This is a genomic window from Methyloprofundus sedimenti, from assembly GCF_002072955.1.
Lineage (GTDB): Bacteria > Pseudomonadota > Gammaproteobacteria > Methylococcales > Methylomonadaceae > Methyloprofundus > Methyloprofundus sedimenti.
Window position 1 is genome coordinate 529384 of the sequence record NZ_LPUF01000001.1, and the last position, 16353, is coordinate 545736.

At 38.9% G+C, this 16353-nt stretch carries 17 protein-coding genes; all 17 read right to left on the reverse strand.

The window, feature by feature from the left end; translation table 11 throughout:
- Positions 1 to 255: 255 nt before the first annotated feature.
- The 17 genes from AU255_RS02195 to AU255_RS02275 all read right to left on the reverse strand — a co-directional run bounded on the left by AU255_RS02195 (position 256) and on the right by AU255_RS02275 (position 16118).
- Positions 256 to 789 (reverse strand): hypothetical protein, encoded by a 534-nt coding sequence (locus tag AU255_RS02195; protein WP_080521357.1) that lies wholly within the window; start codon positions 787 to 789, stop codon positions 256 to 258.
- A complete protein-coding gene (locus AU255_RS02200) occupies positions 779 to 1435 on the reverse strand; it encodes a helix-turn-helix domain-containing protein (RefSeq protein ID WP_080521358.1) in 657 nt (218 codons plus the stop codon). The genes AU255_RS02195 and AU255_RS02200 overlap by 11 nt, the downstream gene beginning before the upstream one ends.
- Positions 1436 to 2029, reverse strand: a complete 594-nt coding sequence (locus AU255_RS02205; RefSeq protein ID WP_080521359.1) for a hypothetical protein — start codon at positions 2027 to 2029, stop codon at positions 1436 to 1438.
- Positions 2026 to 2232, reverse strand: coding sequence for a hypothetical protein (locus AU255_RS02210; protein ID WP_080521360.1), 207 nt, complete (start codon positions 2230 to 2232; stop codon positions 2026 to 2028). The genes AU255_RS02205 and AU255_RS02210 overlap by 4 nt, the downstream gene beginning before the upstream one ends.
- Before the next feature lie 20 nt (positions 2233 to 2252).
- Positions 2253 to 4349 (reverse strand): hypothetical protein, encoded by a 2097-nt coding sequence (locus AU255_RS02215; protein WP_080521361.1) that lies wholly within the window; start codon positions 4347 to 4349, stop codon positions 2253 to 2255.
- A gap of 335 nt (positions 4350 to 4684) precedes the next feature.
- Positions 4685 to 5449, reverse strand: coding sequence for a hypothetical protein (locus AU255_RS02220; RefSeq protein ID WP_080521362.1), 765 nt, complete (start codon positions 5447 to 5449; stop codon positions 4685 to 4687).
- A gap of 170 nt (positions 5450 to 5619) precedes the next feature.
- Positions 5620 to 6951 (reverse strand): DEAD/DEAH box helicase, encoded by a 1332-nt coding sequence (locus AU255_RS02225; protein ID WP_080523256.1) that lies wholly within the window; start codon positions 6949 to 6951, stop codon positions 5620 to 5622.
- A gap of 341 nt (positions 6952 to 7292) precedes the next feature.
- Complete coding sequence (locus tag AU255_RS21020) at positions 7293 to 7427, reverse strand: hypothetical protein (protein ID WP_269844754.1); 135 nt, start codon at positions 7425 to 7427, stop codon at positions 7293 to 7295.
- Positions 7428 to 7610: 183 nt separating this feature from the next.
- Entirely contained in the window at positions 7611 to 9755 is a 2145-nt protein-coding gene (locus tag AU255_RS02235) for a toprim domain-containing protein (RefSeq protein WP_158083029.1), read from the reverse strand.
- A 602-nt stretch (positions 9756 to 10357) separates the two neighbouring features.
- Positions 10358 to 11143, reverse strand: a complete 786-nt coding sequence (locus tag AU255_RS02240) for an ash family protein (protein ID WP_158083030.1) — start codon at positions 11141 to 11143, stop codon at positions 10358 to 10360.
- Positions 11106 to 11312 carry a helix-turn-helix transcriptional regulator gene (locus AU255_RS02245; RefSeq protein WP_080521366.1) on the reverse strand — a complete coding sequence of 69 codons (207 nt, stop codon included), beginning with the start codon at positions 11310 to 11312 and terminating at the stop codon, positions 11106 to 11108. Before AU255_RS02245 ends, AU255_RS02240 begins: the two co-directional genes overlap by 38 nt.
- A gap of 143 nt (positions 11313 to 11455) precedes the next feature.
- Positions 11456 to 12436, reverse strand: coding sequence for a hypothetical protein (locus AU255_RS02250; RefSeq protein ID WP_080521367.1), 981 nt, complete (start codon positions 12434 to 12436; stop codon positions 11456 to 11458).
- 109 nt (positions 12437 to 12545) lie between these two features.
- Positions 12546 to 12809 carry a type II toxin-antitoxin system RelE family toxin gene (locus tag AU255_RS02255; RefSeq protein ID WP_080521368.1) on the reverse strand — a complete coding sequence of 88 codons (264 nt, stop codon included), beginning with the start codon at positions 12807 to 12809 and terminating at the stop codon, positions 12546 to 12548.
- Complete coding sequence (locus AU255_RS02260) at positions 12796 to 12978, reverse strand: hypothetical protein (protein ID WP_080521369.1); 183 nt, start codon at positions 12976 to 12978, stop codon at positions 12796 to 12798. The genes AU255_RS02255 and AU255_RS02260 overlap by 14 nt, the downstream gene beginning before the upstream one ends.
- 31 nt (positions 12979 to 13009) lie before the next feature.
- Positions 13010 to 14275, reverse strand: a complete 1266-nt coding sequence (locus AU255_RS02265; protein WP_080521370.1) for a tyrosine-type recombinase/integrase — start codon at positions 14273 to 14275, stop codon at positions 13010 to 13012.
- A 219-nt stretch (positions 14276 to 14494) separates the two neighbouring features.
- Positions 14495 to 15361 (reverse strand): YicC/YloC family endoribonuclease, encoded by an 867-nt coding sequence (locus tag AU255_RS02270; RefSeq protein ID WP_080521371.1) that lies wholly within the window; start codon positions 15359 to 15361, stop codon positions 14495 to 14497.
- 13 nt (positions 15362 to 15374) lie between these two features.
- Positions 15375 to 16118, reverse strand: a complete 744-nt coding sequence (locus AU255_RS02275) for an S-methyl-5'-thioinosine phosphorylase (protein WP_080521372.1) — start codon at positions 16116 to 16118, stop codon at positions 15375 to 15377.
- Positions 16119 to 16353: the final 235 nt, after the last annotated feature.

Below are 16353 nucleotides of genomic sequence, written 5' to 3' on the forward strand. Positions count from 1 at the left end.
TTAGCATCATTGCTGTATTCTTTGGAGTTGCCTCTATCTAATATTTCAGTATTACATTTTTCATTTTGTAATACTGATTTACGATCACCACCATTCTCATTAAGCACAGGCACATTAGCCGCAATCTCTGTAATACCAATTACGCAGGCGGATCATCTTTAACCGGTGGTGTAGCATCCTGAACTGGAGCAGGTGGTGCAACAACCTTTTTAAGTGCAGCGGTCAAGATCCCTATTCCTATGCCAATCATTTTAATCAGTCCTTTGGGTCAAGGCCGCGCTCAATACGCATTAACCGACTTCGCTCATGGGCTTTATCCATAACTTTAATAAAGTTTTCCATAATGAATTCTATTGAAGTTTCATTTACATCGATAGCCGCATCAACCTCTACCTTATCGCGCCACTTGGCAGGTTGTCTGTTTCTTAGCCATAGCGACTGAGCACGGTAATCAGGTGGTATCTGCCTTTTTATTTCGATGATAGTTGTTCCACCATCGCCATCCGGTACCACTTTTTCTTCTATAACTGAGTGAGCACCAATAGCACTTTTATATAAACTTTCAGCCACATTAGCATCAGCCTGAAGCTTTCCGGCCTTTATGGACTGCCAAAACTCATGGTGTTTATCCTTCCACCTGTTCAATGTTCGCAATGATATCCCGAGTATAGGCGCAATATCTTTATCAACCAAGCCCAGCAAACACAGCTTATATGCTTGCTCTGCGTATTTAGACTCATATTCTATAGCTGGACGTCCACGTTTACGTTTAACCTTTTCATTTTTCATTTGGTAATTTCTCTAATTTTAGTTTTAAAACTTTCGCTCTCAGTAGTCTTGCTTGGATGACATTAATGGATCTCTTGAATTTTTCAATTGAATTAACCAGGTTATTGCCGCCTCGCATGTCGTCAAATTCAGAATTAAGCTCTCGAAACCTATCAAGGGATGTAAAAATGTTTTCCAATGAAATCATCGACTTTTTTACTAAATAATCGATTGAGTCAATTTTTCTTAAGAGCTTTTGTTGCTGCACAGCTTGGCTAAGTAGTTGATTTTTAAATTCTTCATACATCCATTGCCCCACCTGGCGTTCATAGCAAACAACCGGATCTCTTTCCCAGTCATCAGTTATGCCAAAAAGATAATCAATTGAAACATCGAAAACTTCAGCGGCTCGTCTGATTAATTCAAGCTGAACGTGATCCGCATCAAGCGCATTTTCAAGCCTGCCAAGATAAAACTCATCAACGCCAAGCAAATCAGCGGCCTGCCTTCTGTTCAATAGGCAAAGCCGGCGTGACTCCATTAATCGTGAGCCCACGATCGTCAGCATGGAAATTTCGGCCTTGTTACCTGGTCGAATAGGCTCAATTTTCGCAGGTTCGGGCTTACTCTCAGATTTTTTTAGCTCTGAATTGATGAGGCTTTGCATTTAAATCAGGTCTGAATACTGAATTTGGCATGTCGGGTTGTTTCTAAAACTCGTTTCGCTCTCCAAAAAATGATTATAGAAATAAGTTTCAGTAATAACCCCAACATCATAAAACGGCTTGTCTTGAATAAACTTTTTAAGCTTAGCCTCATCTTGTTTTAGTTCAATTATTTTTCTGTCTAAGTTGTCCAGCCTGGTAATAAGTTCATTTTCAGGCAAAACCCTATCAATCTCACTCGCTGAAAATCCCTTTTGTTGCAGCTCTTCACGTTTTTCCTTGTGGGATTTCTCAAGCCCAGGGCGCAATTTCTTCAGGCCTTCAATTCGATCAGGAATTTTATTAACGTATTGAAATGCTTGGTTAATTAACACCTCGTCGCGGTTATCTTGAAGGGCATTAGCTTGATTTAAAATTGACTGTTGTTCGCTTAAGATCTTCTCCATAAACTCTGAAAATTTACTGACCTTTTGTATTGCTGCCTCATCGAATGAAAGATCAGAGTGCTTTAGTTTTTTGATTGAGTCAGAAACCTGGGATAAAGCAGATAAAGAGCTTTTAGCTAATAAGATTTGTGTTGATGTAATTGTTTTCATTTATTTTTTTCCTGGTTAAGTTTTAATGATTCAATTGCTGATAGCGTTCTCGAGAGAGTATCAGCGGTTTCATTTTTGAGAGTTTTCTCTAAAAACTTGGTGGCTCGATTTCGAACCAGAGTTGCTTTTGTTGTGCCAATTGGCCGGCCTTGTGGGTTTTTTTTACGTCCCGCTGGTTTCAGCGTCTCCAATTTTTCGGTCATAATTTTATCCTCAAAATTAATTAAAAATTACGTGAACAGTGGGCTATACCACCCGTGGAAATATGTGCAATATCTCTATCTTCTACATCCTGGCCCACATCCCCTTTGTCAATCACAACATTGATTTGCTTATTGCAACTGCTATTTATTTGTGAAACTATTTCAGGTGCATCATTTATCTTACCGGCGGAATTAATAACCGGAACAGATGGGGATTTAATTGAGTTTGTCCCTGTTTTTTGCATAGCGGCACTTACTTTTTCAGCTAAACCAGAAATAGCCATTGCTCCATCAGCGGCATACTTTGATGCCTTAGTTCCATTTGCATCAGTCCCGTCAATACCATCTATAAAAAGTTTATTTGCACCACCTGCACCTTTTAAATGTGCAGCCTTAGCATAAGCGGCTATTTTTCCCGCTGAATCACCTTTTTTAATCGCACCAAAGCGCATACCGGTAGCTATATTCCTATTGGTGTATTTTGCAAAGGCTTTATCCTGTAATACTGAATCACTTAAGAAAGCCTCTTTTCCTCCCTTTCTAGCCCAGTTAATATCATTGTTTAAGAAGTCAGCTTGTCCGCCTTTAAACCAGTTTTTACCGCTTTTTTTCTTGGCCTCTTTAAGGTTTTTCAAACTAACAAACCCTGCGTCTGCAAGTGCATCCGCGCTAAATTGATATTTACCAATATAGCCATAATCATTTTCTTCTCTTGGATCACCACCTGACTCAGTTCTTTGCGTATCAGCGGCAAGTGCTCTGCTTTGTGCGTCTGTCAGGCCGTTTATATGCCCGCCTTTAAAATCAATACCCGCTTGAACAGGGTTAAATTTTTTCTTTATGCTTGTGTAAGATTTACCCATTGTCGTATTCTCTTTTATCCAATTGCCAGCATCTTTGAGTTTATTGGAGGCTTCCGCTAAATCTTTCTTTACATCAACGCCTGTTTTTTCTTTTATAAAATTATTAGCCGCCTCTTTTCTGTCAAAAAACCATCTCAATGTTTCTGTTTTTATGCTTTCCCATATACCCAAGAATTCTTTTGAAACAGCATCCCACGTACCGACTATTTTCCCAGGGATATCATAATCACGTAACGAGTTAACCCAACCACCGATGCTTTCACCAATAATCTGACCGGCTTGGTCACCAAAAAACATACCTGTAGCACCACCCACAACACTACCAATAACGGCTCCAACTGGCCCCGCAAATGATCCCGCCATTGCGCCTAATTTAGCACCAGCAAGCATACCGCCTACCGTCCCAGTAGCACCGCCTAATGATGATCCATTTTTACGGTCTTTTTCGCGCCTGCTTAAATCACTATCTTCTGTGTTAGATATACCAAAAATAGAGCCTACACCCGTGAGCAATGCACCTAGTAAAGGTATTTTCTTAAGTAATTTTGGTGCAAACCCAAGTAGAGACTTACCAGGCAATGAAGAACCACCACCCGACCTGTTTAATGTATTTTCTTCAATATCTTCAAGCGTCTTTGTTGTTGCTTTACTTGATTCACCCTCTTGTTTTCTAAAAAGATTTATTGATTTGAATATCTTTTCAAACCATGCAAGTTTTCTATGTTCAGACTTTTGCCCATAGGAAACTTGAAAACTTCTCGATAATGGCTGTGCGACTTCATTAAAAGCCTTAACAGAAGGATCTATACTATCCATTCCATTGGCTGTGGATATAGTGGAGCCCAGTTTATCAGCCAATCCATTAATGAAGCTTTTTCGCTCATTCTTTTGAGTATTATTTGATGTAAATCTACCCTTATTATCACGGCTACCCAAACTATTCTGTAAAGCCCCTGAAGATCTAAATCTCCCATTTGCATCACGCGCCCTAGATGGTTCACTAGCTGCTCTTGTCCGCTGCATTTGTGATGACCTGGCGTTTGGCGTGATTATCCTGGAACTTTTAATGCTTTGGCTTTTTGTTACTTTTACGCCTGCATAAGATCCATTAATAAGCGCATCTTTAATCAACGATAAATCTGTTTTTATTTTTTGCAGGAACTGATCTGCTCGTTTTATATCAGCAACAACTTCCCCGACTAAAAATCCTTGAGAATCACTTATCATTTTTTGGTCATTTTTTTTTGTATTCAAATATGGCTTAATTTTATTGGGTAAAAAAGTGGTTATTTGGCGGTTTTTCCGTGTTTAACCGCAATAAATTAACCACCATCATTGAATATAGGTAGACGTAAGTCATTGATTTTATTAGCCCTAACTTTAGCCCTGTCTGTGATTCATGGCTTATGAATCAATGACTTAGCTTTTTTTACAGTGCTCTATTGTTTGAAGAATCCCAATTGACTGGTAATCTTGGTTTCCCCAATTGGGGAATTTATGCTTATTTGAATTTTGCATCGATAATCAATATATTTTGATGGCTGAATTTTCAGCCGTCAGATTTTAACTAAATTGGCAACTTAATATATTTAGCTTGCATCATAGAACACTGCATCAGAACCGCTCAATCCCTTAACCACTTCACGCATAATCAGATATTTAACCTGGCGTGTTTTTGGTAAATGACTATCGAAAGCCGTCCAACCATCTACTTGAGCTTGCAGCCATTGAGGTACTTCTTGCTTTGATATGCCAATACTGCACAGGGCGTTAATAAAAAACCCGTCAAGGCTGATTACTTGGCGTTTACGCTCTTTATGGTCTGTCACATAGAACGCAATGCGTACATCATCAAAGTTATTAGCCTGTGAAATTAAATTACTATTATGTGAATTAGTTTTCACATGGTTATGCTTGACCGAAACACCAGTAATCACATTATTTTTCAATGTTACTTCAAGTAGCTGTGTAACTATCTCTACAGGTTGTGAAATTAAGTCCATATCTATCTGTGATTTTATTTCTACATCCTGTGAAACTATATTATCAGTAGGGTGTGAAATACTTTCTACAGTCTGTGAATTTATTTCTACAGATGTTTTCTGTTGACCTGGTTCAGGTATTTGCTTTGGCTTAGGCTCTGAACTTGTATCAGCTTTATCTAATTGCCCACCCTTTAAATACTCGTAAACCCTTAGTCTATCCTCGGGTGATAGCCTACGAACTTTAAGATCTATGCTCAATGCAATCTTGGCCTCTTTAGTTGCCCTTGCTATTTGCTCTTGTGACTTGGGGCTAATGCCCAATAATTCAGCAATCACTGGTTGTAATGCTGTTGTCCCGTCATAACTCATATTATTTAATCCTGTGAAATTATTTTATATGTGTGTGAATTTATTTACACAATATCACTGTGAATATATTTTATCTACATGTGATTTTATTTTCACAGTCTTAACGCGTTCATTTTGTATATGCTCCCAATACTCGTCATAGCTGATAAAGCCAAGTCTTTGTATTAATTTCATTGAATTACCTCAAAGCCTTGTTGTTCATAGATAGCTAAACGCTTGTTGAAGGCACTCACACCAAAGCCGCACTTATCGATAATGTCCAGGATATAAGCAAAGCGTTTACCCGTGTATGGTCTACGCGCTCTACCTATCGACTGAATTAATCTAGTTGCCGCAGGGCTTGCCTTATCGATAACTGCCGATACAGGGCTCGCAAATATAAGTGATGAAAGCTTTGGTATGTCCACGCCTTCACTTAGTAATGATAATGTACCTATAATTAATTGAGCATCCTGTGATTTCTTCATACGCTCAGCGCGAACCTTAGCAGGTAATTGACCATGCAATACCAGCGAATCAGTGCCACGCTCCTTAAGCATAGAGGCCAATAGCTCGCAATGCCTTATTTGGCTACACAAAATAATCGTCCCCATAGCCTGACTTGACTTAATGGCATATCCAACTATTTTTAAGTTTCTGCTTTCATCATCCACGAGTGCATTTAAAAACTCAGCCCAGCTTTCCACCTCAGTATTAAATTCATGCTGCACTGTTTTAATGCGTACAGGCAACACTTTACCCTCTAATTGATCCTCTTTTACTTCAGAACATATTTCACCAAGAGCCCCGTGGATCATAAACTCTAAATTGTCGCGCCTCTGAGGTGTTGCACTTAAACCATATCTATACTTGCAATTAAGTCCGTTTATCACGGTAAATGCCTGGCTTGCTGGCAGATTGTGGCATTCATCAGCAATCACTAAACCATAATTAAGTTGTGAGCAGTCACGTTTATTAAGGGTCTGGGTTAATCCTATGGTGAACTGTTCTCCTTCAGTGCTTTTGCCACAACCTATAAGGCCAGCATCTAATCCCGTAAATTGTTTAATAGCACCAGTCCATTGATTAGCAAGGTCTTTAGATTTAACGAGTATCAAAGTTCGCTGTTGTAATTGTGATGCTAATGCAATGCCTGAAACTGTTTTACCCGCACCTGTAGCGGCAACACAAACACCACCATTAGCAATAAGTGCCTTATTAACAAATTCGTGCTGGTAGTCTCTCAGGTCTCCTAAAAATGGGATATTTACAGGCACTTCATTGCGGTTATCGATTACTTCGGGGCTGAATTCCTGTAATAGATATTCAAGTATTCCAATTGGTGCTGTAAGTTCTCTCGATTGCTCAATTAATTGAATATAGCGTTCAACATTGTAGGTACTTCTGCCAAAATCTAAAGCATTCTGATACTTGGGATTATCAAAAGTGAATTGGTCAATAATCTTACGTTCATTATCGGGCGTGGTTTTAATTTCGATTTTGTTTGATAGCGTGATTTTCATAATAATATTTTTTATAGGTAACATAGGTAACAATACTCTTTAGACCTTATATTTAAAGGCTTTAAGTGTTACCTTAATTGTTACCTAATGTTACCTTTGTTACTTTGTATTGATTTATTGAGTAGCTGTTGAATGACTGTTACCTCATTGTTACCTTTGCTAAGGTAACAGCTAAGGTCAATAACTACGCGGCATGTAAGGCATTGTTACCTTTGTTACCTCGGTTTTCGTACTTAAAGTACCAGCATTTCCCTTGATTCCCGAACGCACGACTATTTTTAATTTCTGTGAATCCATCAACTAACTTTAATTGCTCGAGTAATTCAGTTTTATTCCAGGTTTCAATTGTAGGTACTTCTGCCAAAATCTAAAGCATTCTGATACTTGGGATTATCAAAAGTGAATTGGTCAATAATCTTACGTTCATTATCGGGCGTGGTTTTAATTTCGATTTTGTTTGATAGCGTGATTTTCATAATAATATTTTTTATATAATTTACAAATTTACAAACTATTGAAAGCCTTACGTATCAACGCTTACGCTGTAAGGTTATTTGTAAACTTTTGTAAGGACTGTAAAATTAATTACCTATATTTGAATTTTGTAAGGTCTTGTAAACTTTTGTAAGTTTTTAAAACCTTACACTACAGACCAGTATCTACAAGGCCTGTAGGTGTTTGTAAATTTGTAAGGTCGGTTTTTCTGTTTTGAAGTACCAACACTCTTTTGGTTTGTGCTTATCAATCACTCTTGATATTTTTTTTCCTGAAAATCCATCCACTAACTTTAATTGCTCGAGTAATTCAGTTTTATTCCAGGTTTCATTAGTAGATTTTATTGCTGTCGGCATGTGGACAATCAGGTGATGCTCATCATCACGACAAACGCCTTGTTGCTCGTTAAAACCATCGATACATTCCATGAAATAATCAGCTAACAATAACTCGCTCCTTGCTGTTTCAATCTTACTCATGGCCGATTGAAGGGTGAAATTAAGTAAATCATCTTTTATTGCTGGTTTAGCAATCTCCATGAATAACGAAACTCCAGCGTAGGCTACTGCATGATTTTTGGCTATACGATCAATTCCCACACCCTTGGAGCGTAAATAATCGGCTGTTTCATTAATAACGGCATTAATATCTTTTTCAAAATGAACGCGATTGCCCAGGATAAAATGCCCTATGCCTGCCAGCTGCTCAGGTGAATAAGTTTTTAATTGTTGCCATGATTTGTAGGTATCGTCTAAACCATCATGAGTAAATTTTATAGATACAACGCGCTCTTTGGCTGGTTTACTGACAAATTGCTCAACATTTTGCACAAATGCCAATGCACCTGTAAATTTAAGATCGTGCACCTGGTTATCATTTGTTGTTTGGGCCCGAACCTGTAAACTATTTCGGTTATATAGCGGCAATATCGAGTCATATTGAAATCTGCTATCATTTTTACGCCCCTCTAGCATTGCCGTGACCATGCTAGATTTTTGGCTAATAATTCTAAGTTCCCCTTTTTTAGTGTTGGCTCCACTCATAGCCAAGCCCTCAGAATCAATAAAGAAACATCTATTGAGTGTTGTGGTTAAATCAGTTTTGCCGCAATGTGGATCACCATGAAAGCTCATGAACGGGAAGAACCCAAACTCCTTAAAAATGAGATGAGAGAAGCATGTTGCTATCCAAAACCCTAGAGCAAGCATGCCCTTATCACCGTATGCTCCATGCAGATCACTAATGAATTTTCCAGCATCGACATTATGAATACGGGTAACGCTCTTATCCTGCCCGCTAAATGGCTTTAGTCTGTATTGATGAAAGTAGCCATCTCTATCAATCCCGTGGTGATTCCCATTTTTGTCATACATAAAATTATTAAACACATAACAATCAGAATGAGAGTCATAGCCCAGTGCCTGGCACTCGCGAACTTTAATAGGATTTTTCTTGAACAAGTATTCTGCTAGCAAAGTAAGATCGTAGCCATTGCCAAAAAACAATAATCTGTATTGCAGTAATTTAGATTTAAAGTCATTGAGTGCTGAAAAGTCGGCGCCTTTAAAGCGTATCGTGTTTATGCCCTCACGATTTGATACGGCATTGATGATATGACACAAACGGCTTTCATATTGCAGGCTGGCATCCTCAATCGAATAGGCGATATCAAGTATGCAATCCAGAAGTCTAGTGACCTTATGCTTTTCCGGCCCATCGTCTTTTAATTCAAATGATCCTTTATACGTTTGCCCTTTAAACTCAAAAACCATGTTGCTATATGGTCTTTGCTCACAGTATTTTTCGTAATAATCTTTTGCGCTATTTGCTAAAGCTAGGGATCCATTCCAATGACAACGCGTTAGTGTTTCGTTTTTTTTGTCACCAGATAAATCACCGCTTAGCAATAAATCATTCCAGTCTTTACCATTGGGTGGAATTCGCACATCAAAGCTAATTAAGTGCTCGGTAAGATATTTTTTAAACTTATTTAACGCTTTAATTCCAGCGATATCATTGTCAAAACCAAGTACGTAATTAACACCCGGTTTAAAACATTTTTCTGGATTATGAACGCTTGATAGCGTAGCAATGGCGGGTAATCCAGATTGCTCTAAAGCTAGTGCATCAAAAATACCCTCAACAACATAAACTTCTTCGGCTCCTATTACTGAATCAGTTTCGTAGCATTCGCCCTTGTAGGTTGTGAGCCTGGTTTTATTGCTACCCGTATAATCAATGAGTCGTTGGAATGTTACACCATCAAATTCAATGCTGACTGTAGGATAAGTTTTCCCTTTTTCAGTCACAGAACCTTGAGAAAAATTAAGGCTTGCCGTATCTATCCCCCGAGCCTGCAAAAATGCCTCAGCTGTTGCACGTGGGTTCGTTGGCGTGGGTTTAAATCGTTCTTCAAAAGTGTTGAATAAATCAGGGTAAAGCTCGCGAGTTAAAGTCTTGGCTCCGCACTGACTCATGCGATGACACATAACCACATTAGGCTCTTCGATATAGGCATACGCTTCATGTTTGCCGCAATCAGGACATACAATCCCGTCAATTTTACCCCCTGATTCCCGCGCCTTTGGGCTGTCGGACAATAAACGCTTTTTGATTTCAAGGTGTGTTTCTTTCCAAAAATCAGTCATTAGAAGCACCCCTAAATTAGTAAAGATATAAAGCGGTGCTTACCGCTCATATTGCGCTGTAAAACTGATTTCAGTTTGACACGTGGAAAAAATTCATCGCCCATGCGAAATGATTTATTTGATAAATTTTTCATTTTATTTGGCCTTTTTACGAGACAAATAACCAACAATAAGCTATACTTATGTCTCTTTTGTTTGTATAGCGTTTTTTAGTTTGTTGGTTATTATTAGGCCCCGTAAATTAATTAGTTTATGGGGCTTTTTTATGCCTGCTCATCAAGCGTGTAGGTGATTTCATCACCGTACTGATCCATCAAGGCTCCAAGTGCAGTAATAGCCTGTTCCTCCGTCTCATATTCACCTGAAACAAACGGCTCGTTATTGCGGGTGACGTTTAATAAATAAATCATAATGCAGTCGGGATATTGACGCGCCTGGTTGAATGTCACACGTTCAGCAATGAGCCGTTTTGTGCCTTTGGACAGCACATTGAATAATGAGGTTTTGCGCTGGTTGTTATGATCGATCTCGTCAAGCAGGCGCACTAGCTCCAGCGCATCATTTTTTAATGTTGTGAGGGTGTTGGTATTGGAATCAAGGCAAAATGACTCGATTGAATAACCGATTATCTCTGCCTGAATATGTAACGTTTTTTGTTTGGTTTCGCTAACAGAAATAGTCAGCGGTTTTTGGGTATTGGATTTAGGCATCGGCTTATGTCCTATATAGGGGAATAAACCACCGTCCTTGAGTGCAAAATCTTGGGCGATGGACTGTATCAAGTTTGCACTACCGGTATAGGCACCGGCCAACCAAATTAATGGTTGCTCAATACAGCCCACCATAAAGGATTTAACAGGGAATAATCCCTTGTTAATAATTTTTGATGGACATAAAAAAACCAGTTTAGATACTGGCCTTTTCTGGCCTATACTCGGAGTGCAAATTCCGGCCCCTGAATGTTTCAGAGGCGTGGTAATGATAGCGGCTGCTACTGAACTAGTCAACATATTAAACAGCACCATCGCGTCTTGACTCAATCCAAGCATGAATCTCTTCCGCTTTAAACGCTGTAATCCCGTCTGACAATTTTATTTTATCTGGGAAACCTGGTTTTTTTGCCCATCGCCAAATTGTTGAGATACTGACACCAAGGCATTTAGCCGCTGTTGCTGGTCTGATAAGTCCGGTTTCCGGAAGTTTTTTTGTAGCTGGCATATTGTGTTGCTCCTAGTTGATTTAATTTGAACTGGGAACAGTTTGCCTGCATTTTTTTGAGTTGTAACGTGGGTAAAACTCGCTTACCTAGGTAATTTGCCTAGGTAAAATTATGTTATAACTTAATGATTTTAAAGTTATTTTCATCCTAAAATATTTTTTAAGAAATATTTACCTTTTTCCTGTGTTGCGCCTTTAATGCCGCACATCTTGCGGTCTCGTAGCTCCCATACATTTTCAAAAGCACTAATTCCTATATTCCAGTGACTCTTTCCTTTGTGCCTATCTTTTAACACCTTAAGAAATAACTTCTTTGGTATGGGTAAGGCTAGTACGTCAATTTGTACTTTGCCCTGGGCAGTTTTAACAAGTAAATCAATAAAGTCCTCTAAATCTTTTAGACGCTTTTCATCGCCAATCCCTATTGAGTTAGTGTTGGTTTCAATTTTAGGCGAACACAAATGAACTTGAGAGCCATCAAACCAGTTAGCTATTAACCAATTTTCATCAAAAGGAATATGCTTCAAAAAGTCATCTTTATGAATAAGGCAGTCTTTTGCATATCCTATACAACGATAATCAGTAGGTTTTATCTGTGTGTTAAGTGTATGCTTTAATCCATTAAGTAATTGTTTAAGGTTTCTAGCACGAATATTATTTAAACGCTCTACAGGGTGGACTTCCTGAATTTCATCAGTTGGTGACGTGTCTTTAGTGGTTAAAATCCAGTAATTATCCTGCTCATAATATGTCACTTCCCCTCTATAATCAGAACAACTAGTACTAAGGCCTGATCCATTTCTTACTGCATTAGTGATAACGCCAATAAAGGTTTTAAGATTTGATGCTGCGCTGCTTTTTAATATTTCTGGATATGGATTTTCGTCCTTTCCTTCCATCCACTGCCATCCATTAATATCACCATAATGAGGCAATTCATTAGTACGGCATTTTTCAACCAGGTACTGGGAAAACCTAGCTCTCTCATTTTCATCATCAGAGGTTAACTCAACAATTTGCCTTATTTTAAGTCTGTCTGGTAATTTTCGATATTCAGCTCTTTGCCTTACAGTTAGTCCATTCAGTGATTTCAGTTCATTTAAGATTGCTTCGGGTAAAGCCATTTAACAACACTCCCGTTAAAAGTGTATTCGTTCCAGAAGGGTTACCAGTCAAGCGGGGAACGAGTCCGCCTTTCGGCTTGCATGGCCTAGACTGGTGATTAATTATAACCTAGTATTTATAAATTTCTTTACGGTGACCGATCTTAATAACATCAATCACTAGTACATCATCAAAAATAGAGTACACCACGCGATAATCGCCTGTTCTTATTCGATATGTATTAGTTGAACCTGTTAGTTTTTTGCACCCGCTTGGGCGTGGTTCATGTACAAGCCCTTGTAGCAAGTCGATTACTTTTGCGATAACTGGCTTAGGTAGTTTAAGTAGGCTTTTTTCCGCTGATTTTTTTAGCTCTACCTTATAGCAAGTCATTGGCTTTAAGTTTTTTAATTACACTATCAAGTGATACGGTAGGCTCGTTTTTTAACTCTGCAACAGTAGCAAGGTCTTTTAAATCCTCTAATAATTCATTGTATTCATGTATTGGCAAAATGACGGATATTTTTTGCCCTGATTTATCGGTTATAAATTGTTCGTGCATGGCTGTTCCTCTTTTATTGTTTAATTATAGCTTATGCTTTTTTTCGTTTAATGGGTATCACATTTAAGGCGACATTGCCTTCGCATATCTCCAGAAAATCAGCTAATGCTTGCAATGCTTGTTTACGCTCTTCAAAATAATCATATCGGTTATACACGCCCTCAACACCTTTGATCTTGTGATTAATACAGCGTTCTCCAATGTGTGGGGGAAAGCCTAGTGCCTCAATATGAGTTCTTGCTGTACGTCTAAAGTCATGAATAGTAAAGGTTTCTGAGCCCTCTGGCATAGCATTAAGAACCTTTTTAAGTGCTACGTTCAGGGTGCTTTCGCATATGTGGGGTAATCGTCTTTCCTGTACTTTTCTTGCTGGTAATAGCCACTCACTTGATTCTGATAATCCAATTAACTCATTAATAGAATCGATAGCCTGATTTGGTAGGGGGATTATGATTCCTGCTTTTGTCTTAGTATTGTCTTTGGTTAATGTCCAGGTTCCAGCCTCTAAATCAAAATCAGATAGTCTCGATTCTATAAGCTCACTTTTACGAACACCCAGCATCAACAATAAGCGCATGGTAATTAAGTTTGCTCGTGAAAAACCTTTAGCTTTACGCATAGCAGCAAAGAAATTTATTAATTCATCCTGGGCCAGGTATTTATCCCGTGATGATTCTTTACCACCCGCATCCGATGTTTCAAAAGCAGAGGCCGGGTTATATTCGACAATGTGACGCTTAACAGCATAATTAAACATGTGTTTCAGTATTCGCAATACGTCATTAGCCACTGTAGGCGCGCCACGATCAACAACGGCTTTAAGTATCGCGTCTATGTGCATAGGCTTTACCTGGTCAACTGCCAGCTTACCAATATAAGGCTTAATGTCTCTTTCAATTTTAGATCGTACTATATTAGGATGTTTAACATTTCCGGCTACCTGGTCATTAAAATATTTATCCGCTAATTGTCCCGCTGTAAAGGCATTTGCTTTGGCCTCCCTTTTTTCCACTTCCTTCGCTTTACGTTCACGTTTCTCATTCGCTACGTTATAGCCAAGTGACACCCGTGCGGATAATTCTTTGGCCTGTTTTCTGGCATCCGCTAAAGATAAATTTCCATAATCACCGATACCCAAAGTTTCTTGTTTACCAGCAAGCCTAAATCTAAATATCCAGCGTGGCGTTGAGAATGTTTTTCTGTATGAAATGTATAAACCATCGCCATCACTTTTGCCTTCAAAACGTATATCGCTTTTAATCCAACTCTTGATTTGTACATCAGTGAGATTTGCCATATTTCTTACACCCCTTATAGTTTGCTTGCTGCGCTAGTGTGTACCAAAGGATTGTGTACAAAACAGCTTTTGGTACACGTTTTGGTACACACTTTTCATGCGATTAGATGACATTATTATGCGATTAGATGATATAGGTTGCAACTCAACAGACATAAAAAAACCGCTTATGCAGCGGCTTTATTGGGTTTATGGTATTGCGTGAATACGTATGCTATATTATTCTATGTTCTGTACTTGTTCGCGCATTTGTTCAATCAGAACTTTAAACTCGATAGAAATTGCAGTCATCTCTTTATCCGCTGATTTCGAACCTAAAGTATTTGCTTCTCTATTCATTTCCTGCATTAAAAAATCCAGACGGCGACCAATAGGCTCACTTTGTTCTAAAATACGTAAAACTTCCATGATATGTGTGTCTAGTCTATCCAGTTCTTCATCCACATCTAGTTTTTGAGTTAATAGAACCATTTCCTGTTCCACGCGGTCGTTATTGACTTCGGTAACTAATTCAGCAATATGATGTTTAAACTTAGTGCGTAAGTGCTCTAAAACCAGAGGCATTCGGTTTTGTGCCTGCTTAAGTAGCTTCTGCATTTTTACGCAGCGGCTGGAAATTAGCTCGCTAAGTTGAGTGCCTTCACGTTGTCGTGCCAGTATTAAATTATCGATGGCTGTTTCTAAGAGTGCTACTAAGGCTTGTAATAAGGCCGTTTTGTCACTTTGTTTTTCAATCTGTATGCCAGGAAAAGCAAGAACTTCAAGTGCCGAAAAGGGTTGCGGCCTATCCATTATGTGTTCAATACTCTGAGTGGTTGCTAGTAAAGCTGAAACAGCATCCATGTCAATGCTTAGCTGTTGCTGCGCGAAACTATGTTTTTTAAAACTAAGGCTGCATTCGATTTTTCCACGCTTCAGATTATCACTGATAATACGGCGTATATCTGCTTCGGCAAACCGAAATCGCTCTGGAATTTTTAAACTGATATCACAATAGCGATGATTTACTGAACGTAGTTCGCAGTTTATCGTCAAGTTTTCAAAATCCATTTCGCTATTGGCAAAAGCGGTCATGCTATTTGTCATTTGTCAGATCCTATTAAGATGTGTGTAAGAAAAAGTGTTGTAATAATTGTTCTGTATCTGCCATACCCTGCCCAAGGTTTTTAATGATTTCCGGCATAGTAATTTCACCGGCGGACTTGCCGGCTGCCCAATTAGCTATAACAGCACAGCAGGCATAAGGAATTTCCAGTTCTCTGGCAAGTACTGCTTCGGGCATACCTGTCATACCTACCAGGTCACAGCCATCACGCTCCATACGCGCTATTTCCGCTGATGTTTCCAGTCTGGGTCCCTGTGTGCAGCCATAGACTCCATTAGTCTGTATATTTAGTTGCAGTAATTTGGCGCTATTTATTAATTGCTGGCGTAGATTTTCATCGTAAGGAAAAGTGAAGTCAATATGCTTTACTGCTTCCTTTTCTTCGGCAAAATAAGTATGTTCCCGGCCATAGCTATAATCAATGATTTGCCTAGGGATAGCAATACGTGCTGGATACATTTCAGGAGTAATACCTCCTACAGCTGCAACAGCAATAATTTGCTCTGCTCCGGCTTGTTTTAAAGCCCAGAGATTAGCGCGATAGTTAATTTTATGTGGCGCAATAGTATGAGGATCGCCATGACGCGCCAGAAAAATGATTTGTTGTCCACAAAACTCGCCTATGCTACAGGCAGAAGAGGGTGAACCATAGGGGGTCTGGTAATATTTTTGCTCAATGATTTTTATCGCTTGTATTTGAGTAAGTCCAGAACCACCGATAATTGCAGTTGTTTTCATTTTTGTACTTTACAGGGTTGGCAAGGTGTTTATTGGCATGAAGTGTAATAGCGGTTAGGGATGTACATAAAATAACTTAAACAAAATATTTATTGGGAGCGGGCTGACAGTCTGCGTTTCGCAGGCAAGCTGCTTGTATTCCCAAGCTGAAGAAATTATTTCAGGCACATTCTTTAGCTATTGCCGTTAGCAGAAAAAAGCTAAAGCTTTTTTACTCCTGTTTTTGTATCAAATA